This window comes from Pseudomonas asgharzadehiana, assembly GCF_019139815.1.
Classification (GTDB): Bacteria; Pseudomonadota; Gammaproteobacteria; order Pseudomonadales; family Pseudomonadaceae; genus Aquipseudomonas; species Aquipseudomonas asgharzadehiana.
In genome coordinates, this window is the sequence record NZ_CP077079.1 from 4,323,117 (window position 1) to 4,345,381 (window position 22,265).

Sequence of the window (22,265 nt, forward strand, 5' to 3'; positions counted from 1 at the left end):
CAAGTGAGCCCCTTGGAGCGCGAAAGGTTCCTGAGCCAGCCGCTGACGCACCCGCGTTTGTGGGCAGATCCGTTAAGCGCAGATCCCTGTGGGAGGAGGCTGGCTCACAGGGGATCTTCATTGCTTTGAACATTGCGTTCGCTTAACTGATCGGCACTTTGGGGCAAATAGGCCGTATGGGCCAGGGGATCGGCTTGCCGCCAAAACCGTCGGCCCAGGACCAGGTTGGTGCGAGGCGCCAAGATGAAGAAGTCAGTGCGCCGACCAAACACCCATTGCCGAGACTCCCGCATAGTCATACGATGACTGACCACAATCAAAACAATAAAGGTCCGCTCGTGAATAAACCTCTCATTCTGGCCGCCGCCATTGCCTGCGGCCTCGTCGCACACGCCAACGCCACCACCTTTGCCTACATCTCCAGCCCCGGCGATGGCTTGATTTCTCAATATCGCCTCGATGAAAGCAACGGTGCACTGAGCCTGGTCGAGCAAGTAACGGCGGGCGATCAGGTCAACCCGATGGCCCTGAGCCCGGACGGCAAGACCTTGTTTGCCGCGCTGCGGGTCAAGCCGTTTCAGGTGCAGGCGTTCAGCATTGACCCGGCCAGCGGGCATTTGACGCCAACGTCCAAGGCGCCGCTGGCCGACAGCATGGCCTACCTGGCCACCGACCGCGCCGGGCGTTATCTGCTCGCGGCCTCCTACGGTGCCGACCTGCTCAGCGTGCAGCCCGTCGACAAGGCCGAGCCGATCCTCACCTACAAAACCGGCCTGCACGCGCACTCGTTGCGTACCGACCCGAGCAATCGCTTCGCGTACGCCGGCAACCTGGGCACCGACCATGTGCTGCAATACCGCTTCGACGCCAACACCGGCGCACTCACGCCGATCGGCACGGGCTTTGTCAGCGTGCCGGCCAATACCGGCCCTCGACACCTGGCGTTCTCGGCCAACGGTCAATACCTGTATGTGGTCGGCGAAATGAGCGGCACCGTGACCGCGTTTGCCATCGACCACAACACCGGCGCGCTGGCCCAGGTCGGCGTGGCCAACGGCATCCCCGCACGCTTGAAACTGGCCCACGGCGAAGTGCGCGATGCGCGCAACAATGACCTCAAAGACGACCCGACGCCGCGCATCTGGGCCGCCGACCTGCGTCTGTCGCCGGATGGCAAGCTGCTGCTGATGAGCGAGCGCACCAGCAGTTCGGTATCGGCGTTTGCGCTGGACACAGCCACGGGCGGCCTGCGCTTTCTCGACAACTACCCGGTGCAAGAAAAGCAGCCGCGTAATATCGCGTTTTCGCCCAATGGCCGATGGTTGCTGGTGACGGGCGAGAAAAGCGACACGGTCGGGGCGTATGCGGTCAGCGCCAACGGGGCATTGAAGCGGGTGGGAGAAGCGGCGTCGGGCAAGGGGGCGTTGTGGATTGAGGTGTTGCACACCCAAGCGAAGTAACCCTCAGCACCCTTCGGGAACGATGCAGGTGGTGAGCGGGCTTGCCCCGCTCACCACAACGCCGCTCAGCCCAAACGAAACCGCGCCGTGTTGTCACTCAACGCCTGGCTGCCCTTGCTCAAGGTGTCGGCCGCGCGGTTGACTGCGCGGGCGCCGTCCAATAAGCGCCCTGCGGCCTGATCGACTTGCTGGATATTGCCGCTCACTTCGTCCGCCGTCGCCGCTTGTTCTTCCACGGCCGTGGCGATTTGCGCCAGGGTGTCGGTGACGTTCTGCACCGCGCCGGCAATCTCGCCCAAGCGCGCGCCCAGGCCGGTGACGGACTCGGCATCGGTGAGTGCTTGCTCGCACGCGGCGCCCATCAAGGTGACCGCCTGGCTGACGGTCGCGCGCAGGCTGTCGACGGTGCCGGCGATCTGCGCCGTGGAAGCCTGGGTGCGTTGCGAAAGGCTGCGCACTTCATCGGCCACCACCGCAAACCCCCTGCCCTGCTCACCGGCACGCGCCGCCTCGATGGCCGCGTTGAGCGCCAGCAGGTTGGTCTGTTCGGCAATGCCGCGAATGGTGTCGACCACCGATTGAATCTGCTGCCCCTGCTGGCTCACCTGCTGCAACGCATCGGCGGTGTCGGTAAGGCGTTGGTTGAGCTGCTGGATGCTCGCGGTGGTGCGCTGGCTGTCACGGCTGCTGTCTTCGGCAATGCGCCGGGTCTGCTGGGCGCTGCCCGAGGCTTGCTCGCAGCTTCTGGCGACGCCCATGGAGGTGGCGGCCAACTGCGTGGCGGCAGCGGCAATCTGGCTGATCTGGTGTTGCTGGTCTTCGACTTCAGTGAGGGTGCTGCCCGATTGCGAATTGAGGGTGAGCACCGCTGAGCCCAGTTGCTGGGTTTCGTGATTGACCCCCAGCAGGCTGGTGCGCAGCTGCATCACCGCCACGTTCAGTGCCGTGCTGATAGCCGCCAGTTCGTCACGCCCTTCCACCGCCACTTCCACGCACAGGTTACCGTCGCGCAGGGACTCGGCCAGGGTGGTGATGCCACTGGCGCTGCGGCGGATGGAAGCTTGCAGGCACACGAACAGGTACAGCGCCGCCAGGGCCAGCAGGCCGAACGTCAGCGCCAGGGGAATGAAGCGTTGGTTGGCGTGGCTGTGGTAGTAGCTCAAGCGCGCATCCAGCGAGGTGAGCGACTGCACACGCAGCGCGCCAAGCGAGGCGAGCGTGGTGTCGACACTGCGCTCAAAGCTGGTGGTGTCAAGCTTGATACTGCCGCCGAACACGCCGTCATCGAGCACTTTGAGTTCGTTATCCAACAGCTGCAGGCTGTTGTCGTACTGCGCGGTCCAGGGTTGCATGCCGTCGAATTGCTTGGCTTTGAGCGCAGTCGCAGCCTTGTCCAACTGGTCGCGCGCGTCGCCGATGCGGCTGCGCAGGTCGCGCATCTGCAAACGGCTTTGCAGGGTGAATTGCCCGGACGCGATGGACGATTGACCGACACTGGCCATGCGACCGATGCGCTCGATCAGGTCCGGCGTCTGCTGCGTGCCCATCTGCATCAGCATGTAGGTTTCCAGCCAGGGGTCGAGGATCAGGCCGGCGTCCAGGGTGATCTGCTCACGCAGGGTTTGCATCGCGCTCAGGGCCGAGGTGAAACGGTCGTAGCCGTCCGGCCACCAGCCCACGGTGCGCAGGGACGCGGAGTCCATGCCCTTGACCGTGGCCTGCAACGCGTCGAAGCGCGCCAGGATATCGGCCCCGGCGTTCTGGGTTTTGAGGGTATCGCCCAAGGTTTGCAGGCTTTGCTGGATCAGTGGGAAATTCGCATCGACCTTGTCCATCGCCGCCTTCGCCGCCGGCGTCGGGGCGTGCAGGATGTCTGCTGCTTTCCAGCGCGCGGCCAGGTTGCGCTGGGCGGTCAATTGGCCGTCCAGTGTGTCCAGGGCCAACAGTTGGCGGACGCCGGACTGTTCGTTGGAAATCACGCTTAATTTTTCACGATAGTCCTGCCCGATCATCCACAGGCTACCGGCCAGGGGCAGCATGAACAGGAAAAACAGAATCTGGAATTTACGTGCGAAACCGAGACGTCCGAGCAGGCGGATACCGGGTGATAACAAGCTGTGCATGTCCGACCACTCCCAAAAACAACCCACGCGAATAAACGGCAGGCCAAGCCTTGAAATGACTAACGGCAAAATGCCATGTCATTGATTAGCTTGGCACTAGCAAGATACGAGCCGCCGGCACGCAGCCCCGAAACAGCGCGCTCGGTGTGCTTATGGTGCCGGTGGCGCGCACGAAAATGGGGCAAAAGCACTCAGTGTCGGCCAGGGTGTTGTAACCGGCGGAGACGACTACCTGAGATGCGCTCCAAAACATCTTCAATTACAGGCATCCTATCGGCCGCGAACCGAACAAACTTGAAGGGCTGAATGCGTCTGACGGCAATCAAGCTCACCTCGGAAAAGGAAATCCTCTTGAATAAGAAACAACGCGACGATATCAGCAGATTCCTCAGCTACGTACTGCGCCATGCCCCGGAGTCATTGAGTATTGCACTGGACAGCGACGGCTGGACCGATATTGACGAACTGATCACAAAAGCCAACCGCCACGGGCATAACGTTGACCGCCAGGCCTTGCTCGATGTCGTTGAGACCAACGATAAAAAGCGCTTCACACTCTCCGACGATGGCTACCGCATCCGCGCCGCCCAAGGCCATAGCACTGAACACGTGCAGGTGCAGCACATCGAAAAGGAACCGCCGGCCGTGCTCTACCACGGTACCGCCAGCCGCTTCATGGCCTCCATCGACATTCAAGGACTGATTCCGGGCAGCCGGCACCATGTGCACCTGACAGAGAACCCTGAGACCGCGATGGCCGTCGGCAAGCGCTATGGGCAACCGGTGCTGCTCAGCATTGATACGCACGCGATGAGAAAGGCAGGCATGCGGTTCTTCCAGGCGGACAACGGCGTATGGCTGGTGGACGCAGTACCGGCGCCCTATTTGACTTGCATGTACTGAGTAAAATTATTGATGTGATCGTCCAGATTGTCTTCAAGCATCATCCGGTACTGCTCACAGAAATACTTCAGCATCGCCTCGCGCTCCTCGGCCATGTGCGCGCCGGATTTAAAATTACGCGCACACGCCCAGGCATTGAACCGGGTGGTGCCGAACATCATTGAGGCGCTGACCTGACCGAGGTCTTCGAAGGTTTTGAGCTGCTCGTTCGACAGTTCGATATGTGCGTCTGCGCGGTCGTAGAAGGCTTGGTCGGTGGTGTCGGCCATGGCAGGTGTCCTGGGTGAGCGAATGAGGCGGTTATTGGAGCATATCCGGCGCCATGGATGCGGATCCGGCGACAACAGCGATCAACCCAGCAATTGAATCATCCACTGAATCTGCCGGGCTATCTCTTGGCGCTTAGCCTCGGGCAGCGTCTGCCGTGCCTGTTCGAAGCCGGCCAGGGTCTTGTGCTTGAGGCGCAGCGCGCGTTGCCACTTGGCCAGGAAGACCGGCGTACGCGCCTGCATGTGCAGCGGGCCGAAGTACAATTCTTCAGCGCTGTACACCACAGGCTCCGAGCGCTCGGCGACGATGATTTCGTAGTAGAAGCGGTTTTCGTGCAGCAACTCTTCACTGACGATGCGGTAGCCGTTGTGCATCAACCACACGCGCAGCGGTTGCTCGCCGCCGTTGGGTTGCAGGACCAGCCGCTCATGACCGCTCAAATGGGCCTTGCCGGCTTCGAGGATGTCGCGGATCGTTTCGCCGCCCATGCCGCACAGGCTGACGGCGGTGATACGGTCGTCGGGTTCGATGGCCGACAAACCATCGGCCAAGCGCACGCGGATGCGCTGCTCCAGGCCGTTGTCACACACGGTACGCTTGGCCGCTTGAAAAGGCGTGGCGGCCACCTCCCCCGCCACGGCCGCCTCGATCACGCCACGGCGCAACAATGCCACCGGCAGGTAGGCGTGGTCCGAGCCGATATCGGCCAGGCGTGCGCCGTGCGGTATATGCGCCGCCACGCGCTCCAGGCGCTGGGACAATGTCTGTTCGTTCAACCTTGAGTCCTTGTCATTCGCCGGAAAACCGATCCCGGCTGTTGGTCAGGTGCAGCACCATGGCGGCCCGCGCCGCGTCCGGGTCCTGGCGTTTGATCGCATTAAAAATCGCCTCATGCTCAAGGTTCGCCAATTGCCCGAGCTTGGCAAAATCGGCGCCGCCGCGCTCGGCGCCCTTGACCTGAGTGCGGGGAATCATCGCATTGCCCAGGTGCGACATGATTTCGCTGAAGAACGTATTGCCGGTGGCCTCGGCGATCAGTTGGTGAAAGCGCTTGTCCTCTTCCACACAGCTGTCGTGGTTGGCCAGGCAGGCCTGGTAGTCATCCAGCGCCTGGCGCATATCGGCCAGTTGCACCTCGCTTCTGCGCAGCGCGGCCAGCGCTACCGCTTGTACTTCCAGGCCCAGGCGCAGTTCCAGCATGTTACGCACGCTGGCCACCGTATCCACATGCAGGCGCAAGCCCTGCTGGGCGTTTTGCTCCAGCACGAAGGTGCCGATGCCATGCCGCGTCTCCACCAGCCCCGAGGCCTGCAACTTGGAAAGCGCCTCGCGCACCACCGTACGGCTGACGCCGTGCTCACGCACGATGGTGGATTCGGACGGCAGTTTTTCACCGGGTTTCAATTGCCCGAGCTGGATGCGCTGGGTCAGGGCATCGACCACGCCTTGGGCCAGGTTGTTAGAGCGTCTACGCAGGGGCGCTGGGCTTTCAATGGGCATTGCGGGAGGTCCACGAGGTTGGGCTGGGCGGAGCTTAACATCCTGCTGGAGGGACATTGCTGAGCGCGTGAGAAAACCATCATCTTGTATGACAACCAATCTGTAGCGTTTAACAACTGACGCTATCGAGCGGGCATTTTCAAACAGAGGAATTCAACGCAAGCGCTCACAAAACCCCAATAAATACGGACTAATAACTAAACCAAGCAGCCCCCTGGTCACCTTATAAACACAAAAACACCCCGCCATGGATTGCGAACCCCAGAAATGCACTTGTATGATGTCTATCAACAACGCATACAAACCCGCATAAAAATAATCAGGGGGAGTTTTCCATTGTGACTCGTTCAAGCCATGCATCCGTTGCACCCACCCGCGATCCCGTCCTCACGCGCGCCGTGAGCAAAGTGAAGCGCCATGTGCTTCCACTGTTCGTGATCATGTTCATCCTCAACTACATCGACCGGGTCAATATCGGCTTCGTGCGCACGCACATGGAGCATGACCTGGGCATCGGCGCCGCGGCCTATGGCTTTGGCGCCGGGTTGTTCTTCATTGGCTACGCCCTGTTCGAAGTACCGTCCAACATGCTGCTGCAAAAGGTCGGCGCGCGCATCTGGCTGACCCGCATCATGTTCACCTGGGGCATCGTCGCGACGATGATGGCGTTCATCCAGAACGAAACCCACTTCTACATCCTGCGCTTTCTGCTGGGCGTGGCCGAGGCCGGTTTCTTCCCTGGGGTGATCTACTACTTCACGCGCTGGTTGCCGGGCGTGGAGCGCGGTAAAGCCATCGCGATTTTTCTCAGCGGCTCGGCGGTGGCGTCGTTGATCTCGGGCCCTCTGTCGGGGGTGCTGTTGCAGATCGAAGGCTTTGGTTTTCATGGCTGGCAATGGATGTTCGCCATCGAAGGCCTGGCCTCGGTGGTGATCGGGTTCTTTGTGTGGTTCTGGCTCGACTCCAAGCCCCACGATGCCAAATGGATGAGCCGTGAAGAGCAGGACGCACTGGTCGGCGCCATCGACGCCGAACAACGCCAGCGTGAAGCGCTGACCAGCGTCAAACCCACCCTCGGCAAGCTGCTCAAAGACCGTCAGATCCTGCTGTTTTGCGCGTTGTACTTCTGCATCCAACTGACGATTTACGCGGCGACATTCTGGCTGCCGAGCATCATCAAAAAGATGGGCGACTTGAGTGACGTGCAGGTGGGCTTCTTCAACTCGATCCCCTGGCTGATCTCGATCATCGCCATGTACGCCTTCGCGTCGCTGTCGGGCAAGTTCAAGTTCCAGCAGGCCTGGGTCGCGGCGGCACTGTTGATTGCCGCGGCAGGCATGTTCATGTCTACCACCGGTGGGCCGATTTTCGCCTTCGTGGCGATCTGCTTTGCGGCCATCGGTTTCAAGTCGGCGTCATCGCTGTTCTGGCCGATCCCCCAGGGTTACCTGGATGTGCGCATCGCGGCGGCGGTGATCGCGCTGATCAACTCCATCGGCAACCTCGGCGGCTTCGTTGCGCCGACCACCTTCGGCTTCCTGGAACAGACCACCGGTTCGATCCAGGGCGGCCTCTACGGCCTGGCCGGCACCTCGGTGCTGGCGGCGATCCTGGTGTTCTTCGCCAAGACCGCGCCCTCTGCCGTATTGACCCCGACAAGCGTGGCGCCCAACAGCGCCGCCGTCAGCAAACCTCTTTGAACCTTTCAGGACACTTGCCATGAATACTCCAGTCGTCACGCACTTGCAGGTTATCCCCGTCGCCGGCCACGACAGCATGCTGCTTAACCTCAGCGGCGCCCACGGGCCTTTTTTCACACGCAATATCGTCATCCTCAAGGACAGCTGCGGCAACACCGGCGTGGGTGAAGTGCCCGGTGGCGAACGCATCCGCGAAACCCTGGAAGACGCACGCAGCCTGGTGATCGGCCAACCGATCGGCCAGTACCAGCGCGTGCTGAATCAAATGCGCAGCACCTTTGCCTCGCGGGACTCGGCCGGGCGCGGCCTGCAAACCTTTGACCTGCGCATCACCATCCACGCGGTCACCGCCATGGAGGCCGCGCTGCTCGACCTGCTGGGGCAGTTTCTCGACGTGCCGGTGGCCGCCCTGCTCGGCGAAGGCCAGCAGCGCGATGCGGTGAAAATGCTCGGTTACCTGTTCTACGTCGGCGACCGCAACGCCACCGACCTGGCTTACCGTAACGAAGCGGACGCTGACGACGATTGGTTGCGCCTGCGCCATGAAACCGCGCTCACCCCCGAAGCGGTTGTGCGCCTGGCCGAAGCCGCCAAAGCCCGGTACGGCTTCAACGACTTCAAGCTCAAGGGCGGCGTATTGAGCGGCGACGCGGAAATCGAAGCGATCACCGCCCTGGCCGAGCGTTTCCCCGATGCACGCATCACCCTCGACCCGAACGGCGCCTGGTCTCTGAAAGAAGCCATCCGCCTGTGCCGCGACCAGCACCACGTGCTCGCCTACGCCGAAGACCCATGCGGTGCCGAAAACGGTTACTCGGGCCGCGAAGTGATGGCTGAGTTCCGTCGCGCCACGGGCCTCAAGACCGCCACCAACATGATCGCCACCGACTGGCGCGAAATGGGCCATGCGATCCAGCTGCAATCGGTGGACATTCCGCTGGCCGACCCGCACTTCTGGACCTTGCAAGGCTCGGTGCGCGTGGCGCAGATGTGCCATGAATGGGGCCTGACCTGGGGCTCGCACTCCAACAACCACTTCGATATTTCCCTGGCCATGTTCACCCAGGTGGCTGCCGCCGCGCCGGGCGACATCACCGCCATCGACACTCACTGGATCTGGCAGGACGGCCAGCGCCTGACCCGTGAACCCCTGAAAATCGAAGGCGGCTATGTGAAAGTACCGGCCAAGCCTGGCCTGGGCGTGGACATCGACATGGACGCCGTGGCCAAGGCCCATGAGCTGTACCAAGGCATGGGCCTCGGCGCGCGGGATGACAGCGTGGCGATGCAGTTTTTGATACCGGGTTGGCGCTATAACAACAAGCAGCCTTGCCTGGTGCGCTGATCAAGCATGCTCGGCGCGCGCCGGAGACGGCGTGCGCGAAGGCCGTGCGGCAGCGTCGGGCATTGAAGCGACGTGCACGGTGCGCGCCGGGAAAGCAAAGCAAGCGCCAAGCTCAGCGACCGCCTCCATGATGCTCAGGTTGATCCGCTGCTGCACGTCCATATAAACGTTATAGCTCGCGTCCAGGACGATATAGACCGTCTCGAACTCGAGCGCGCTCTCGCCAAAATTCCTGAAATGGCAGCGATCGAACCTGGCCAATTCTTCACGCTTGATGATCTCCTGCACCCGTCGCGTGACTTGGCGGACCTGTTCGGTGGAGCAGTCATAGGTCAGGCGAAACTCGAACACAATGCGGCGTTCCTGCAGCCGCTTGTAGTTCTGGATGGTGCTGCTGATCATGTCGGCGTTGGCCATGACAATCTGCTCGCCACCCAGGCTTCGGATGCGCGTGGTCTTCAGGCCCACATGCTCAACCGTACCGGCCAGCGTGCCCACTACGATGAAATCGCCGACTTCAAAGGGCTTGTCGACGGCAATGGACAGCGAGGCGAACACATCGCCCAGGATGTTCTGCACCGCCAGCGCCACCGCGATACCGCCCACGCCGAGGCTGGCGACAAACGCGGTGATGTTGACGCCCAGGTTCGACAGCATCGCGAGCAGAATCACTGCCCATAACAACACCCTCCCCCCCCACAAACTCAAGGTTGCCAGGGCGCTGGCCTGAAACACCCCGTTGGCGCTGTGGCGAGAGAAATAACGGTGCAGCCCCAGCGCCAGGGCGCGGTTGGCCCACAGGCCGATCTGCAACGCCGCCACCACAAACCACAGGCTGCTGACCCGACCGAGCCAGCGCTGCGGCAAATCCAGCAAACCGACCCCGACCAGAATCGAGGCCAACAGCAACAACGTGGTGCTGGTCGCCGACAGCACTTGGCTGGCGATCAAACTGAGATGACCATTACCGGCGCTCGCCCTGGCCTGGACCTTGCGAAACACGAAGCGGATGGCGGTTCTCGCCAGCCAGTAACTGAGCGCTGCGGCGCACACGGCAAGCGCCCAACTGGCCAATGAAATGCCCAGGATCGTGTAGGTGCTGAAAAAGTCTGCGAATTCCTCGGTCATTCAAACCCCCTTTGAAGCCTGCGACGGCGCATGCGCCTCAGCGCATGGCCGACTGCAGCCCGGTAAACGCCGCTTGCTCTGGCGGTGCCGTCAAACAGCCTGTTTGGGTTAGGCGCCGTGGGTATGCGGCTGTTCAATCTAATCAAAGGCTGGGGCGATAACTGACCGCGCCGTGTTGCTGGGCAAGCTGGCAATCAAAGGTGCGGCGCCGGCGTGGTCCGGGCAGCGCCGTGGGCAGAAGGAACGCGCACACGCCATGCAATCAGCAACGCGGCCAGCAGCATCAGCACGGCCGCCGCTAGGAATACACCGGCGCTGCCACCGAGGCTGAACATTGCCCCGCCAGCGGCTGCGCCCGTTGCGATGGCCGACTGCACAGACGCCACCACCATGCCCCCGGCGCTTTCCGCCTGATCCGGGACCGCGCTGGCGACCCAGTTCGACCACGCCACCGGCACACCCCCAAAGGCCAGGCCCCACACCGCCAGCAGCACCGCCTGCCCCGGCACCGAGGCCGGCAGCAGCACCAATGCCAGCGCTGCAACGCCTACCAACGCGGGCATCAACACCAGGGTGCCCAGCGGATGACGGGGCAGCAGCCACCCAGCCACCAGCGTGCCGACAAAATTCGCCACACCAAAACCCAACAGCATCAGCGACAGCCCTTGCGGGCCGATGCCGGTGGTGCCTTCGAGAAATGGCCGAATATAGGTGAACATCGCGAAGTGGCCGCTGTGCACCAGCACACAGCCGAACATGCCCATGGCGATGCCCGGACGCAGCAACACCTCAAGCACGGTGCGCAGGCGTGCCGGCCGGCGCGGCGCAAGGCGCGGCAGGGTGAACGACTGGAAAGCCAGGGTCACCACGCCCACCGCCGCCGCGGCGAAGAACGCGCTGCGCCAGCCATAAAGCCCTCCCAGATAGCTGCCCAGCGGGACCGCAACCACCGTCCCTATGGCAATCCCGCTAAAAATGATCGAAAGCGCTCGGGGCAACAAAGCCCCCGGTACCAAGCGCATCGCCACCGCCGCCGCCATGCTCCAGAACCCACCAAGGGCGATGCCCAACAAGATACGCATCAACAGCAGCACTGCGAAACTGGAGGAAATAGCGACCAGCAGGTTGGACGCGATCATCAACGTAGAAAACCCCAGCAGCACCCAGCGACGATCGATACTGCGGGTCAGGCCGGGCACCAGAAGGCCGGCGAACAGCGCCACCACGGCGGTCACCGTCACCGCCTGGCCAGCCAGCGCTTCAGACACTCCCAGCTCGCCCGCCATCGGCGTCAGCAGGCTGGCCGGAAGGTACTCGGCGGTCAGCAAGCCGAACACGCCCATTGCCAGCGAAAATACGGCCATCCACGCCGGGGTTGCAGGTTCCGCATCCGGCCCGGCATCAAGACGGCGGTCGGCTACGGCATTGCATACAAGGTCAGTCATTTGCACAGATCTCCCAATCTTCATGGCGTCCCGCAGTCTAGGCACCTGAAACCGGATGATCTATGATCCAAAACCTCGATTTATTGACTGAAACACCTGAGCCATGTCTACAGATCAATTTGCCCTTTCCTCGGACCTCGTCAATGAGCTGTTGCGCGGCATGCGCCTGCGCGGCGTCGAGTACCGCCGTATCCAAACGGGCCCCACCTTCGGCTTGGGCTTCGCCGCCAGACCTGGGCATGCCTGGTTCCACTTCCTGGCGGTCGGCAACGCAGTGCTGCGGATGGACGACGGCACCCCCTATGCGCTGTCCGCCGGCAACGCCGTGTTCATCTCCCATGGCGCGGCCCATCAACTGCTCTCCCACATGGACGTGCCTGTTCAGGACATCGACCTGCTGGATCGCGAGCCCCTCGGAGACACCGTCAGCGCGGTGGACACCGGAACCAACGCCGGCCCCACACCGACCGCGATTGTGTTCAGTGGCTGCATGGAGTTCGAATTGGGCAGTATTCATGGCCTGGGCAAGCTGATGCCGGGCCTGATGCTGATCGACGCCGGCGGCCAACGTTACCCCGGACTTGTGCCTATCCTCACCACCATGGAGCGCGAGGTCAGCGCCGCACGCGTCGGCTTCGCCGGCATCCTCGCACGACTGGCCGACGTGGTCGCCGCCATGGTCGTTCGCGGTTGGGTCGAGTGTGCGTGCGGCAATGCCTCCGGCCTGGTTGCCGCCTTGCGCGATCCACGGCTGGCGGGTGCGCTTCTGGCGCTCCATCAACAACCGGGCCGCGACTGGACCGTCGGCCAGTTGGCCGAGCAATGCAATACCTCTCGCTCGGTCTTCGCGGACCGTTTCCAGATGACTATCGGCATGACCCCACTGCGCTACGTCACCGAAGTGCGGATGCGCCTTGCCAGCCAGTGGCTGACGCTCGAAAGGCTGCCGATAGAAGAAGTGGCGCAGCGCTTGGGCTATACCTCCCAAGCCGCTTTCAGTCGCGCATTCAAGCGCATTACGGGCAAGACGCCTGGGTTAAGCCGGAAATCGAGGCAGGTTGCTGTCTCTTGAAGGCGGGTGGAGGTGGTGGATGAGTTAGGGGGGCATTGGACGGGTTTCGGCCAGAAGCGAATAGTGTTTTGAATGTGGTCTGCCCCCCCATTTTCTTGGTGAAGGCTTGGCGTCGCGGTCCATATCAAGACAAGAACCCCACCAACCCAGCCCCCCCACCTTTCTCAGTGACCTGATCATCGTGACCGCGCGAACGATGCCTGGGAATCGAATGATCGACGACAAAATTGAAGCGTCGCGGTGGCGGGAAACCTACACTAGCGCTCCCCTTCCTGCCGAATCGCCACCATGCCACGCCTTCTTCCCTTGCTGCTGTTGGTTTTACCTTCCCTGGCGTTCGCGCTGCCGCCTCTGGAAGACACTACCCTCTACAGCCAAACCGCCAGAGACTGCCAAGACGTCGACCTCACCACGTGGCAGCACCCAACCCGCGCTTTGCTGGAAAAAAACCACTTCGCGCTGGACCGCATACAACTGTGCAATGGCGGGCACTATCCGATATTCCACGTGCAAGCCCCCTACGACCCACGCGGTCAAACCAAGGATTTTTTCCTACCGCTGTATGAGCGTATGCGTAAGGCGAACGGCAAATGGCCCTACGCATTGGTGGACAGCAGCGATGCGGTGGTGGTGTACGTGAGTTATCCGAAAGAGGATCGGATTGCATTGGATTATGAGGGGTATGCGCTGCCGTAGCTCGACGAGCCCAGGGCGCAACATGGTGGCCTCAGCCTCGGCGTGGGGCGGTTCACCGGTATGCAAACGACTGGTTTCAAGTCATGCTGCGCCGCTCACTTCAAGGACGATAACAACAGTGAAAACCCACTTCGCCGCCCTGCTGCTGATCTGCCTGACCGCACCTGCATTCGCCAACGAAAATCCCGTGGGCTTCAAGACCGTCACCCTGCCCGACGCACAACACAGCCGACCACTCGAATTGGCCGTCTGGTACCCCGCCGCCACCACAGCCAAACCCGAATGGATCGCCGACAACGCGGTGTTCATCGGTGCCCTCGCGGTGTCCGACGCGCCACCGGCTGCGGGTGAGCATCCGTTGGCAGTGCTCTCCCACGGCTATGGCGGCAATTGGGGCAACCAGGTGTGGCTGGCCAGTGCGTTGGCACGCCAGGGGTATATCGTGGCGGCGGTCAACCACCCCGGCACCACCAGCAAGGACCGCAGCCCCGCAGCCGCCGCGCAGTTATGGCAACGACCCAGAGACCTGAGCCGCGTCATTGATGCGGTGCTTGCGCAGCCGCAGCAGTTCGGCGCGGTAGCGAACAACCAGATTGCCGCGGTGGGCCATTCCATTGGCGGCTGGACGGTGATGGAAATCGCCGGTGCGCGGTTTGACCCCGACCTGTTCGCTCAGGACTGCAACGCCCACCCCAAGCTGGGCGGCTGCATCGGCTACACGCGGATGAGCCCTGCCGGCACGCCAACCGGCAAGGCCAAACTGGCCGCTGACTTGAGCGACAAGCGCGTCACCGCCATCGTGTCGCTGGACCTGGGCCTGTCGCGCGGCTTCACCGACGCCAGCCTGGCCGCGCTGCCGGTGCCTGCGCTGGTGATTGCCGGAGGTGTACCCACCGAAGACATGGCGCCTGAATTGGAGTCCGCCCACATGGTTGGGCGCATGCCCAAGGCATCCACGCAGTACGTGGAGATCGGCGACGCTACTCACTTCAGCTTTATGGCGATCTGCAAGCCGGGCGGCATGGCGTTGATTGAAGAGGACTCGCCTGGGGATGGGATGATTTGCCGGGATGGTGAGGGGGCTCGGCCAAGGGCGGTCATTCAACAGCAGGTGGTGGGGCTGATCAGTGAGTTTCTGGGGCGATCGTTTCGGCATTGAATAAAGCGCAAAACGCTCTCGAAGCGAGGTGCTCAAGGCCTTCGCATCGATAGCACTGATGATTACTATCGAACCGCTCGCCTATAGCCCGCCAAACACCCCTTCCTATAATCGCCTCCTATTTCTTCCCCTGCGCCTGTCTTCAGGCGCATCCCCTCTTGGAACTCAACACCATGCCAAGCGCGAGCCAGGCCCCCAGCGGCCTTCCCGAACATAATCAACAAAGCGTCAAACAGCAGTGGCTGGCGATTCTCTCGGTTGCCGTGGGTGCCTTTGCCCTGGTGACCAGTGAATTCCTGCCGGTGGGCGTACTCAACGACGTCGCCGCAGACCTCGGCATCAGCGCCGGTCACGCCGGCCTGATGGTGACGCTGCCCGGCATCATGGCCGCGCTCGCTGCGCCTTTTCTGTCGGTGAGCATTGGCGCCATGGACCGTCGTTACCTGCTGATCGGCCTGACGCTGATCATGATCATCGCCAACTCGGTGGTGGCCTTTGCCGGTGATTTCAACCTGCTGCTGTTCGGCCGCGTGTTGCTGGGTATCAGCATCGGCGGGTTCTGGGCCACGGCCATTGCGCTCAGCGGCCGCCTGGCGCCCAAGGGTGTGGGCGTGGCGAAGGCCACGTCGATCATCATGATGGGGGTGACCCTGGCCACCGTGCTCGGCGTGCCCGTCGGCACCTGGCTCAGTGGTTTGATGGGCTGGCGCATGACGTTCCTGGTGACGGCGCTGGTGGGCATCCCGGTGCTGTTGGCGCAGGTGTTTCTGCTGCCGCGCCTCACCCCGGAGAAGGCCATTCGCATCAGTGACCTGCCGGCGCTGTTTATCAACCCACAGGCGCGGGTCGGTTTGATCGCGGTGTTGTTGATTGGCCTGGCGCACTTTGCGGCTTACACCTACGTCGCACCGTTCTTTAAACACAGCTGCGGCTTCGATGGGCCGACCATTGGTTCACTGCTGTTGCTGTATGGCGTAGCGGGCGTGATGGGGAATGTTTTTGCCGGGTTCGCGGCCAATCGTAGTGTGCGTCACACCTTGCTGCTGGTGGCGTTGATGATCGGCACGAGCACCGCGTTGTTCCCGTACTTCGCCACCGGCATGACCGGCGCGGCGATGTTGATCGCACTGTGGGGCTTTGCCTTTGGCGCTTTCCCGGCCTGCGCGAGTATCTGGATGTTCGTGGTGGCGCCCAAGGATGTCGAGCGTGGCATGCCGCTGTTCGTCGCGTTGTTCCAGGTGATTATTGCGTTGGGCTCGTTCTTTGGCGGGCAGATCGTCGACCAGATGGGCAGTGCGGTGCTGTTGAGCCTGGCGACGGCCCTGGTGGGCTGCGGGTTCGTGACGGTGCTGGTGCTGGGGCGCAGCGTCAGTAACAGCTTGGCGGCGCAGCCTTGCTAGGCATTGGCTGCGGTTTTTAAGCTGGTATCATCCGGGCACGTTTAGCCCAGGTAAGAACTCCATGAATCGCCAGAAAAAACTGCAGCAGCTGTTCAAGGCCAAGGCCAAAAAGGCCAGCGCCAAATTGGCGCCCAAATCCAAGGACCGCTACATCAGTAAAGCCGAACGGGAAAAGCTGGCGGCGGAAGCCGATCAGGCGCCAAGCCTTTCCCTGCAGGACTGATCTCAGCAACCGCTCAGCGCCACCTGCGGCCGCTCGCCAGCAAAGAACAACGGCCGCAGGCGCACCCCCACGCCGTTGCCGATAAACGCCGCCACCAGCCACACCCAGCCATGCAGGCTGCCCGAGGCGATGCCGCTGAAGTACGCGCCGATATTGCAGCCGTACGCCAGGCGCGAACCGTAACCGAGCAGCAGGCCGCCGATCACGGCAGCGATCAGCGAGCGGGCCGGGATGTTCAGGCTGGGGGCAAAACGCCCGGCCAGGCCGGCGGCCAATAGCGCACCGAGCACGATGCCGATGTCCATGACGCTGGTGATGTCCTGCCACACCGGCGCCGCCAGGGCCTTGGCATTGCCCGGCATCTGCCAGAACGCCCAGGCGCCGACATCCACACCCAAACCGCTTGCCACTTTGGCGCCCCACAGGGCGAACGCCGAAGTAATGCCCCATGGCCGTCCGGCCAGCGCCAGGGTGGCGTAGTTGAGCAGCGCCAGGCCAACCGCGCCCCAGACCAATGGCCATGGGCCGCGCAGGAAGCGGCGCAGGCCTTGGTGTTCGCTTTGCACGCCGTGTTCATGCTGGCCGTGGCGGCGTTTTTCGAGGCGGACGGTGACGGCGGCGATGAGTGCGAACATCGCCAGGCTGGCGAACAAGGCCGGTATGACGCCAAAACTGTTGACGATCGATACCGCCGGGAACGCAGGCAGTGCGAACCACCAGTCCACATGATGAGTGGCGATCAGCGAACCGCAGATAAAGAACAGCAACGTCACCAGCATGCGCGCATTACCACCGCCCACGGTGAACAGCGTGCCCGACGCACAACCGCCGCCCAGTTGCATGCCGATGCCGAAAATAAACGCACCAAACACCACGGAGACACCGGCCGGCGCGACCAGCCCGACCACCGGCTGCCCGAACAAGGTCCCCGCCCCCAGCGCCGGGAAGAACAGCAAGACCGCCAGCGCCAGCATCACCATCTGCGCGCGCAAACCGGCGCCACGGCGTTCGTTGATGAACACACGCCAGGCCGAGGTGAAGCCGAAAGCGGCGTGGTAGAGGGTCAGGCCCAATGCGGCACCGACCACCAGCAACAGCACCTGGCGCGAGCCGACGCTGGCTTGCAAAAACAAGGCGCCCAGCACCAGGACGATAAAGGCCACCAGCGGCGCAAAGGGTTTGCGCGTGGCGGCGATAGGCAAGGAGGTACTCATGGCGTATCTCGGTGGGTGGGTAGGAACGGGTTGCGAAGCGGGTGAGTATAAACCCAGACCGGCACTGGGCTGTCGCTTCAGCGCGGCCGGGATGCGCGCGACTCGGTTCGGCGGGTGTACCGAGGCTGCGCAAGCGCTGGCGAGGGCAGCGAACACAGTCACTGCCGCACCGCTGTCAGCCGCGCCCCACCGATCCCGACACGGGAAGGTTACCCAGCAACTTGAGCCCGGTGGTCTTCACAAAGGTGTCGTAGTCCATCGGCCGCTGGATACGCGTTTCGGCGTTGGGCAGCACATACGCCCAGGCCCGCTTGGACGAAGCGTCGTACACCAGTTTGAACAGCCGCGTCGGCACCCACACCTGGTTATCGCCGATGGTGCCGTAACCGGCATCGAACAACGGCCCGGTGAACACATACACGTCACCGCCGGCGCGTACGGCGAATTTGCGCACATCGGCCTCGACCTTGCTCCAGATCTTGCGGTTGTTGGTGGGGTCTTGCGGCACCATGTTCGACAGCGCAAAAGACTGGGCCATGGCTTTGGCGTCGGGGGCATCGGCGGCCGGGGACTGATGCCCGCGGTCCATGGCCGGGTGTTGGCCGTGGTAGTCGCTCAACTCCGCGCGCCCTGCCTTGGGGATGCGCGGGTCGGCGTAGAAATGGTTGGTGCGTTCTTCGCCTTTGGCGTCGTTGAGCTGGCGCGCGTTGAGGCGTTCGACCACCAGCAGCGGGGTCTTGCTGGTTTGTGAATACAGCACGGCAAAATGGTCGGAGCACAGCGCCAGCGGTTTCATGCTGGCGGGGACGGTCGCGGTTTTGATCGGCGTGGCGGTCGGGAAAATATCGGCGCAGCTGTCGAACGAAAGGCGTTGTTCCTGGCTGGAATAGAGGTCCATCGCACCCCGGGCGTGCGCCCCGGTGGACAGCAGAAAAAAGGCCGAGAGCCCGATAGCAATGTTGCGTAAGTGCATGTTTTTAAATCTTATCGTGAGGATTGAGCGGGACCTATGGACCCTCACATTGCACTTTAGTGCTGGCCCTGGCGGTTGCGCTGGCGTTTCCAGCCGCCGCCGGCCCATCGGCAGACCGTTTTCCCGGTTTGAAGCCATGGGCCCGCGCCGTCCACGCGATACTCAGCGCCACGCCCACCAACACCAGCATCGCCCACGCAAACGCAGCCACGCCCCAGGTGTCCAGCAACACCCCACCCAGTACGCCGCTGCCGGCAATTGCGCTGTTCCACGCCACCACGTTCAACGACAACGCCACATCAGCGCCCTCGCCCGCCGCATCCGCCAGCGCGGTTTGCAACAACGTGGCGGCGCCGCCAAAGCTCAGGCCCCATACCGCCACGCCGAGGTAGATCACCTCAGGCATTGCTCCCAGCAAACCGAACACCACACAGACCAGCGCAAACGTCGCCAGGCTCGCCAACACGGTGTTGCGCAGCAACGGCTCGACCAATCGGGCGGTGATCCAGATACCCGCCAGCGCGGCGATCCCGAACACCAGCAACACCAGATCCACACGCTCGGCCAACCCCGCCGGCGCCAAGAACGGTGCGATGTAGGTGTACAAAATGTTGTGCGCTAGCATCCAACTGATCACCACCGCCAGCACCGGGCGCACGCCGGGCGTGGTCAGCACTTTGCCCAACGACAGCCGTTGATTCGCGGGTTGTGGTGCGTAGTCCGGCACTGTCACCAGCACCCACGCGATCAATATCAGGGTCAGCCCCGACATCAGGCCAAACGTGGTACGCCACCCCACCCACCCACCTAACCAAGTGCCCAGCGGTACGCCTAATGACAGCGCAATCGGCGTACCGACCATTGCCAGCGCCAGCGCCTTGCCCTGTTGATGCGGCTCGACCATGCGTCGTGCGTAACCGGCCAATAGGCTCCAGGCCAAACCCGCCACCGCCCCGGCAAAAAAACGCGCCACCAGGGTCACGCCATAGTGGGAGGACAACGCCGTAATCGAATTGAACAGCAAAAAACCGACGACGGTCAGCAGCAACACATTGCGCCGACGCCAGCCACGGGTGGCGATGGTCATGGGGATCACCGCCAGCACCGAACCCAGCGCGTAGGCCGTGACCATCTGCCCGGCCATCGACGGCGAGATCGCCAGGCCTTCGCTGATCAACGGCAAAAGGCCGGCGGGCAGGGTTTCAGTGACGATGCAGATGAAGCCGGTCATGGCCAGGGCGAGCAAAGCGCCGACGGGCAAGCGTTCGGATGAAGCCGATAGGGCCAGTGAGGCGGTCATGTGAAGCTCCTTGGAGGCAGACTTAAATACTGATCGATACAAATGTTGCAGGCGCGCACCGCGCGTTGTCAACGACTTATGTATCGAATAGTATTTATCTCGCTTTCCACAGGAGACCTCCCATGGCAAAAATGGGCCGCCCGCGTAACTTCGATCGTGAACAGGCCGTGGAACAGGCGCTGCACCTGTTCTGGCAGCATGGCTATGACGCCACTTCCCTCGCCCAGCTCAAGGCCGGCCTGGGCGGCGGCATTTCCGCGCCGAGTTTTTACGCCGCGTTCGGCTCCAAAGAAGCACTCTTCGAGGAGTGCGTGCAGCGTTACTTGGCCACCTACGCCCAAGTCACCGAATGCCTGTGGGACGAATCCCTATTGCCGCGTCAAGCCATCGAAACCGCGCTGCGCCAATCGGCGCGCATGCAATGCGAAGACGGCCACCCCAAAGGCTGCATGGTGGCACTCGGCGTGATGAGTGCGCCGAGCCCGGAAAACGCGCGGGTGGCGGATGCGCTGACCCAGTCGCGGCTGCGCACGCGCGCAGGGATCGTGGCGTGTGTGGAACGCGCGGTACGCCTGGGCCAGTTGCCAGCGCACACTCAGGTGAGCGTGATGGCCACAGTGTTCGATAGTTTCTTGCAGGGTGTTTCGATCCTCGCGCGCGACGGTGTGCCGGCGCAAACCATCGATGCCGCGATCAGCCGGCTCCTGCGCACCTGGGATGTCGCGGCGTCGATCACGCCTGCGTCGCCCCATTCGAAGGCTTAACTACAAATCAGTGCTGGCCACGCTTGCTTTCGTTGATGGCACACCGCTAATCTTGCGAATAATTCTTATCCGCAGACGTAACTTCCGATGTCGGCCAGCGACCTTCCCTTGAACCAGGCTGTCCATGCGCTCTACACCGAGCACCATGGCTGGTTGTTCGGCTGGCTGCGAAAAAAACTCGGTTGCCCGCAAAACGCGGCGGACCTCTCCCACGACACCTTTATGCGCATCCTCGCGTCACGCGAGGCCCTGGGCGCCATGCGCGAACCACGGGCGTTCTTGACGACCACGGCGCGCCACCTGATCATCGACCGCGCGCGCCGCCGTCAGTTGGAAGGCACCTATCTGCGCGAGCTGGCGCTGACCATCGAGATCATGGAGCAGTGCCAGCAATCGCCGGAGCAGATCCTCGTCACCCTCGAGGCACTGGAACAGATCGCCTTCGTACTCGACGGCCTGGCCCTGAACGCGCGGCAGGCGTTCCTGCTGTACTTCCTCGAAGGCCTGCGCCAAAGCGACATCGCCCGCCGCCTGGGGATTTCCGAGCGCATGGTGCGCAAGCACCTGATGAACGCCTTGCTGCACTGCCACCATGCGCTGGATGTATGAACGCCGACCTCGATCAACAGGCCGCCAACTGGGTAATCCGCCTGAGCGAAGGCGACCTCAGCGAACGCGAGCAACAGCAGTTCGAACGCTGGAGAGCCGCCGACCCACGGCATGCGGCGGCGTTCGAGCGCCTGCAAGGGTTCGTGGGGCGCTTGCAGGCGTTGCGCCCGCAACAGGCGCCGGTGCAGGCCGCACTGGAAGCCGCCCGGGTACGCCGACGCAACCCGAGCGGTCGGGTGTTGCTGGGCCTGTTGCTGGCGTTGCCGGTGGCCCTGGCGCTGCGGGCCTACCCGCCGAGCTATCTGTTGGCCGACCAGCGCACCGCCCCGGCGCAATGGCAGCAGGTCAACCTGGACGACGGCTCGCAACTGACTCTTGGTGGCAACAGCGCCGTAGACCTGACCTTCAATGGCCAGCAACGCCAGGTGCGCTTGCTGCGCGGTGAAATCCTGGTGCAGGTGGCCCACGATGCCGCGCGGCCGTTTGTGGTGGTGACCGACGACGGCCAGATGCGCGCCCTCGGCACGCGTTTCACGGTCAAGCGCGAAGCACCGGGTACGCTGCTGACCCTGCTCGAGTCAACGGTCGCAGCCACCGATGCCGGCCATCACGCCACGGTGAACGTCAGCGCGGGCGAGCAGGCGCGCATCACGCCAAACGCGGTGACACGCGTGGGCAAGGTTGACCCGCGCACCCTGAACGACGCCTGGCAATACCATCAGTTGGTGGTACAGGACCGACCGTTGCCAGAGGTCCTCGATGAACTCGCACGCCAATATGGCGGCCATCTGCAGTTCGATCGCGAGCAACTGGCCGACCTGCGCGTATCCGCCGTCTTGCCCTTGGATAACCCGCGCCGCGCCCTGCAACTGATTGCCGATGGCCTGCCGGTGCGCATCCGCGCGTTCAGCCCGTTGTGGCTGCGGATCGAGCGTCACGAAAAATAATCGCGCAGGCCGGGTTCCGCTTTTACGTACTGCC

At 62.7% G+C, this 22,265-nt stretch carries 21 protein-coding genes; 12 read left to right on the forward strand and 9 right to left on the reverse strand.

Features of this window, described 5'->3' with window-relative positions; all coding sequences use genetic code 11:
* Positions 1–338 precede the first annotated feature (338 nt).
* On the forward strand, positions 339–1,460 hold the full coding sequence (locus tag KSS96_RS19570; protein WP_217855232.1) for a lactonase family protein: 1,122 nt from the start codon (positions 339–341) through the stop codon (positions 1,458–1,460).
* Positions 1,461–1,525: 65 nt separating this feature from the next.
* On the opposite strand, the gene KSS96_RS19575 is transcribed toward KSS96_RS19570, so the two are convergent.
* Positions 1,526–3,583 (reverse strand): methyl-accepting chemotaxis protein, encoded by a 2,058-nt coding sequence (locus KSS96_RS19575; protein ID WP_017527784.1) that lies wholly within the window; start codon positions 3,581–3,583, stop codon positions 1,526–1,528.
* Between the two features lie 351 nt (positions 3,584–3,934).
* On the opposite strand from KSS96_RS19575, the gene KSS96_RS19580 reads away from it, so the two are divergent.
* On the forward strand, positions 3,935–4,486 hold the full coding sequence (locus tag KSS96_RS19580) for an RNA 2'-phosphotransferase (RefSeq protein WP_026067257.1): 552 nt from the start codon (positions 3,935–3,937) through the stop codon (positions 4,484–4,486).
* On the opposite strand, the gene KSS96_RS19585 is transcribed toward KSS96_RS19580, so the two are convergent.
* The 3 genes from KSS96_RS19585 to KSS96_RS19595 form a co-directional block, all read right to left on the reverse strand.
* Entirely contained in the window at positions 4,465–4,755 is a 291-nt protein-coding gene (locus KSS96_RS19585; RefSeq protein ID WP_065877699.1) for a DUF3144 domain-containing protein, read from the reverse strand. The two genes, KSS96_RS19580 and KSS96_RS19585, sit on opposite strands and share 22 nt — an antisense overlap.
* Before the next feature lie 81 nt (positions 4,756–4,836).
* Positions 4,837–5,532, reverse strand: coding sequence for a tRNA (adenine(22)-N(1))-methyltransferase (locus KSS96_RS19590; protein WP_065877701.1), 696 nt, complete (start codon positions 5,530–5,532; stop codon positions 4,837–4,839).
* A gap of 13 nt (positions 5,533–5,545) precedes the next feature.
* A complete protein-coding gene (locus KSS96_RS19595) occupies positions 5,546–6,256 on the reverse strand; it encodes a FadR/GntR family transcriptional regulator (protein WP_017527780.1) in 711 nt (236 codons plus the stop codon).
* 338 nt (positions 6,257–6,594) lie between these two features.
* On the opposite strand from KSS96_RS19595, the gene KSS96_RS19600 reads away from it, so the two are divergent.
* Positions 6,595–7,956: an MFS transporter gene (locus KSS96_RS19600; protein ID WP_217855234.1), complete on the forward strand. Its 1,362-nt coding sequence runs from the start codon at positions 6,595–6,597 to the stop codon at positions 7,954–7,956.
* Positions 7,957–7,975: 19 nt separating this feature from the next.
* Positions 7,976–9,301, forward strand: a complete 1,326-nt coding sequence (gudD, locus tag KSS96_RS19605; protein WP_217855236.1) for a glucarate dehydratase — start codon at positions 7,976–7,978, stop codon at positions 9,299–9,301.
* Here gudD and KSS96_RS19610 read toward each other — a convergent pair whose 3' ends face one another.
* Together KSS96_RS19610 and KSS96_RS19615 are read right to left on the reverse strand one after the other, a co-directional pair.
* Positions 9,302–10,429, reverse strand: a complete 1,128-nt coding sequence (locus KSS96_RS19610) for a mechanosensitive ion channel family protein (protein WP_116077690.1) — start codon at positions 10,427–10,429, stop codon at positions 9,302–9,304.
* A 194-nt stretch (positions 10,430–10,623) separates the two neighbouring features.
* Positions 10,624–11,874 (reverse strand): MFS transporter, encoded by a 1,251-nt coding sequence (locus tag KSS96_RS19615; RefSeq protein ID WP_068935569.1) that lies wholly within the window; start codon positions 11,872–11,874, stop codon positions 10,624–10,626.
* A 103-nt stretch (positions 11,875–11,977) separates the two neighbouring features.
* On the opposite strand from KSS96_RS19615, the gene KSS96_RS19620 reads away from it, so the two are divergent.
* The 5 genes from KSS96_RS19620 to KSS96_RS19640 all read left to right on the forward strand — a co-directional run bounded on the left by KSS96_RS19620 (position 11,978) and on the right by KSS96_RS19640 (position 16,424).
* Positions 11,978–12,946: an AraC family transcriptional regulator gene (locus KSS96_RS19620; protein WP_068935571.1), complete on the forward strand. Its 969-nt coding sequence runs from the start codon at positions 11,978–11,980 to the stop codon at positions 12,944–12,946.
* A 288-nt stretch (positions 12,947–13,234) separates the two neighbouring features.
* A complete protein-coding gene (locus KSS96_RS19625) occupies positions 13,235–13,642 on the forward strand; it encodes a hypothetical protein (RefSeq protein WP_017527775.1) in 408 nt (135 codons plus the stop codon).
* 118 nt (positions 13,643–13,760) lie between these two features.
* Entirely contained in the window at positions 13,761–14,801 is a 1,041-nt protein-coding gene (locus KSS96_RS19630; RefSeq protein WP_065877711.1) for an alpha/beta hydrolase family protein, read from the forward strand.
* Between the two features lie 173 nt (positions 14,802–14,974).
* Complete coding sequence (locus KSS96_RS19635; RefSeq protein WP_068935622.1) at positions 14,975–16,201, forward strand: MFS transporter; 1,227 nt, start codon at positions 14,975–14,977, stop codon at positions 16,199–16,201.
* Between the two features lie 61 nt (positions 16,202–16,262).
* Complete coding sequence (locus KSS96_RS19640) at positions 16,263–16,424, forward strand: DUF2986 domain-containing protein (RefSeq protein WP_065877713.1); 162 nt, start codon at positions 16,263–16,265, stop codon at positions 16,422–16,424.
* Between the two features lie 2 nt (positions 16,425–16,426).
* On the opposite strand, the gene KSS96_RS19645 is transcribed toward KSS96_RS19640, so the two are convergent.
* From KSS96_RS19645 to KSS96_RS19655, 3 genes are all read right to left on the reverse strand, one after another.
* Positions 16,427–17,638, reverse strand: a complete 1,212-nt coding sequence (locus tag KSS96_RS19645; RefSeq protein ID WP_217855238.1) for a YeeE/YedE family protein — start codon at positions 17,636–17,638, stop codon at positions 16,427–16,429.
* Positions 17,639–17,813: 175 nt separating this feature from the next.
* Positions 17,814–18,611, reverse strand: a complete 798-nt coding sequence (locus KSS96_RS19650) for a DNA/RNA non-specific endonuclease (protein WP_017527770.1) — start codon at positions 18,609–18,611, stop codon at positions 17,814–17,816.
* Positions 18,612–18,645: 34 nt separating this feature from the next.
* The gene (locus tag KSS96_RS19655; protein WP_065877715.1) at positions 18,646–19,911 is read right to left on the reverse strand and encodes an MFS transporter; all 1,266 of its coding nucleotides are present in this window, start codon (positions 19,909–19,911) and stop codon (positions 18,646–18,648) included.
* Between the two features lie 122 nt (positions 19,912–20,033).
* Between KSS96_RS19655 and KSS96_RS19660 the strand changes: the two genes are divergently transcribed.
* The 3 genes from KSS96_RS19660 to KSS96_RS19670 all read left to right on the forward strand — a co-directional run bounded on the left by KSS96_RS19660 (position 20,034) and on the right by KSS96_RS19670 (position 22,231).
* Positions 20,034–20,675, forward strand: a complete 642-nt coding sequence (locus tag KSS96_RS19660) for a TetR/AcrR family transcriptional regulator (RefSeq protein WP_017527768.1) — start codon at positions 20,034–20,036, stop codon at positions 20,673–20,675.
* A gap of 87 nt (positions 20,676–20,762) precedes the next feature.
* Positions 20,763–21,284: a sigma-70 family RNA polymerase sigma factor gene (locus KSS96_RS19665; protein ID WP_017527767.1), complete on the forward strand. Its 522-nt coding sequence runs from the start codon at positions 20,763–20,765 to the stop codon at positions 21,282–21,284.
* Positions 21,281–22,231 (forward strand): FecR family protein, encoded by a 951-nt coding sequence (locus KSS96_RS19670; RefSeq protein ID WP_017527766.1) that lies wholly within the window; start codon positions 21,281–21,283, stop codon positions 22,229–22,231. Before KSS96_RS19665 ends, KSS96_RS19670 begins: the two co-directional genes overlap by 4 nt.
* Positions 22,232–22,265: the final 34 nt, after the last annotated feature.

What these genes read in the sequence shown, in the direction of transcription:
- KSS96_RS19660 (WP_017527768.1), top strand. Translation starts at nt 20,034, where the DNA reads ATGGCAAAAATGGGCCGCCCGCGTAACTTCGATCGTGAACAGGCCGTG.
- KSS96_RS19610 (WP_116077690.1), bottom strand. Translation starts at nt 10,429, where the DNA reads ATGACCGAGGAATTCGCAGACTTTTTCAGCACCTACACGATCCTGGGC.
- KSS96_RS19670 (WP_017527766.1), top strand. Translation starts at nt 21,281, where the DNA reads ATGAACGCCGACCTCGATCAACAGGCCGCCAACTGGGTAATCCGCCTG.
- KSS96_RS19585 (WP_065877699.1), bottom strand. Translation starts at nt 4,755, where the DNA reads ATGGCCGACACCACCGACCAAGCCTTCTACGACCGCGCAGACGCACAT.
- KSS96_RS19625 (WP_017527775.1), top strand. Translation starts at nt 13,235, where the DNA reads ATGCCACGCCTTCTTCCCTTGCTGCTGTTGGTTTTACCTTCCCTGGCG.
- KSS96_RS19665 (WP_017527767.1), top strand. Translation starts at nt 20,763, where the DNA reads ATGTCGGCCAGCGACCTTCCCTTGAACCAGGCTGTCCATGCGCTCTAC.
- KSS96_RS19575 (WP_017527784.1), bottom strand. Translation starts at nt 3,583, where the DNA reads ATGCACAGCTTGTTATCACCCGGTATCCGCCTGCTCGGACGTCTCGGT.
- KSS96_RS19635 (WP_068935622.1), top strand. Translation starts at nt 14,975, where the DNA reads ATGCCAAGCGCGAGCCAGGCCCCCAGCGGCCTTCCCGAACATAATCAA.
- KSS96_RS19645 (WP_217855238.1), bottom strand. Translation starts at nt 17,638, where the DNA reads ATGAGTACCTCCTTGCCTATCGCCGCCACGCGCAAACCCTTTGCGCCG.
- KSS96_RS19615 (WP_068935569.1), bottom strand. Translation starts at nt 11,874, where the DNA reads ATGACTGACCTTGTATGCAATGCCGTAGCCGACCGCCGTCTTGATGCC.
- KSS96_RS19595 (WP_017527780.1), bottom strand. Translation starts at nt 6,256, where the DNA reads ATGCCCATTGAAAGCCCAGCGCCCCTGCGTAGACGCTCTAACAACCTG.
- KSS96_RS19620 (WP_068935571.1), top strand. Translation starts at nt 11,978, where the DNA reads ATGTCTACAGATCAATTTGCCCTTTCCTCGGACCTCGTCAATGAGCTG.
- gudD (WP_217855236.1), top strand. Translation starts at nt 7,976, where the DNA reads ATGAATACTCCAGTCGTCACGCACTTGCAGGTTATCCCCGTCGCCGGC.
- KSS96_RS19650 (WP_017527770.1), bottom strand. Translation starts at nt 18,611, where the DNA reads ATGCACTTACGCAACATTGCTATCGGGCTCTCGGCCTTTTTTCTGCTG.
- KSS96_RS19655 (WP_065877715.1), bottom strand. Translation starts at nt 19,911, where the DNA reads ATGACCGCCTCACTGGCCCTATCGGCTTCATCCGAACGCTTGCCCGTC.
- KSS96_RS19640 (WP_065877713.1), top strand. Translation starts at nt 16,263, where the DNA reads ATGAATCGCCAGAAAAAACTGCAGCAGCTGTTCAAGGCCAAGGCCAAA.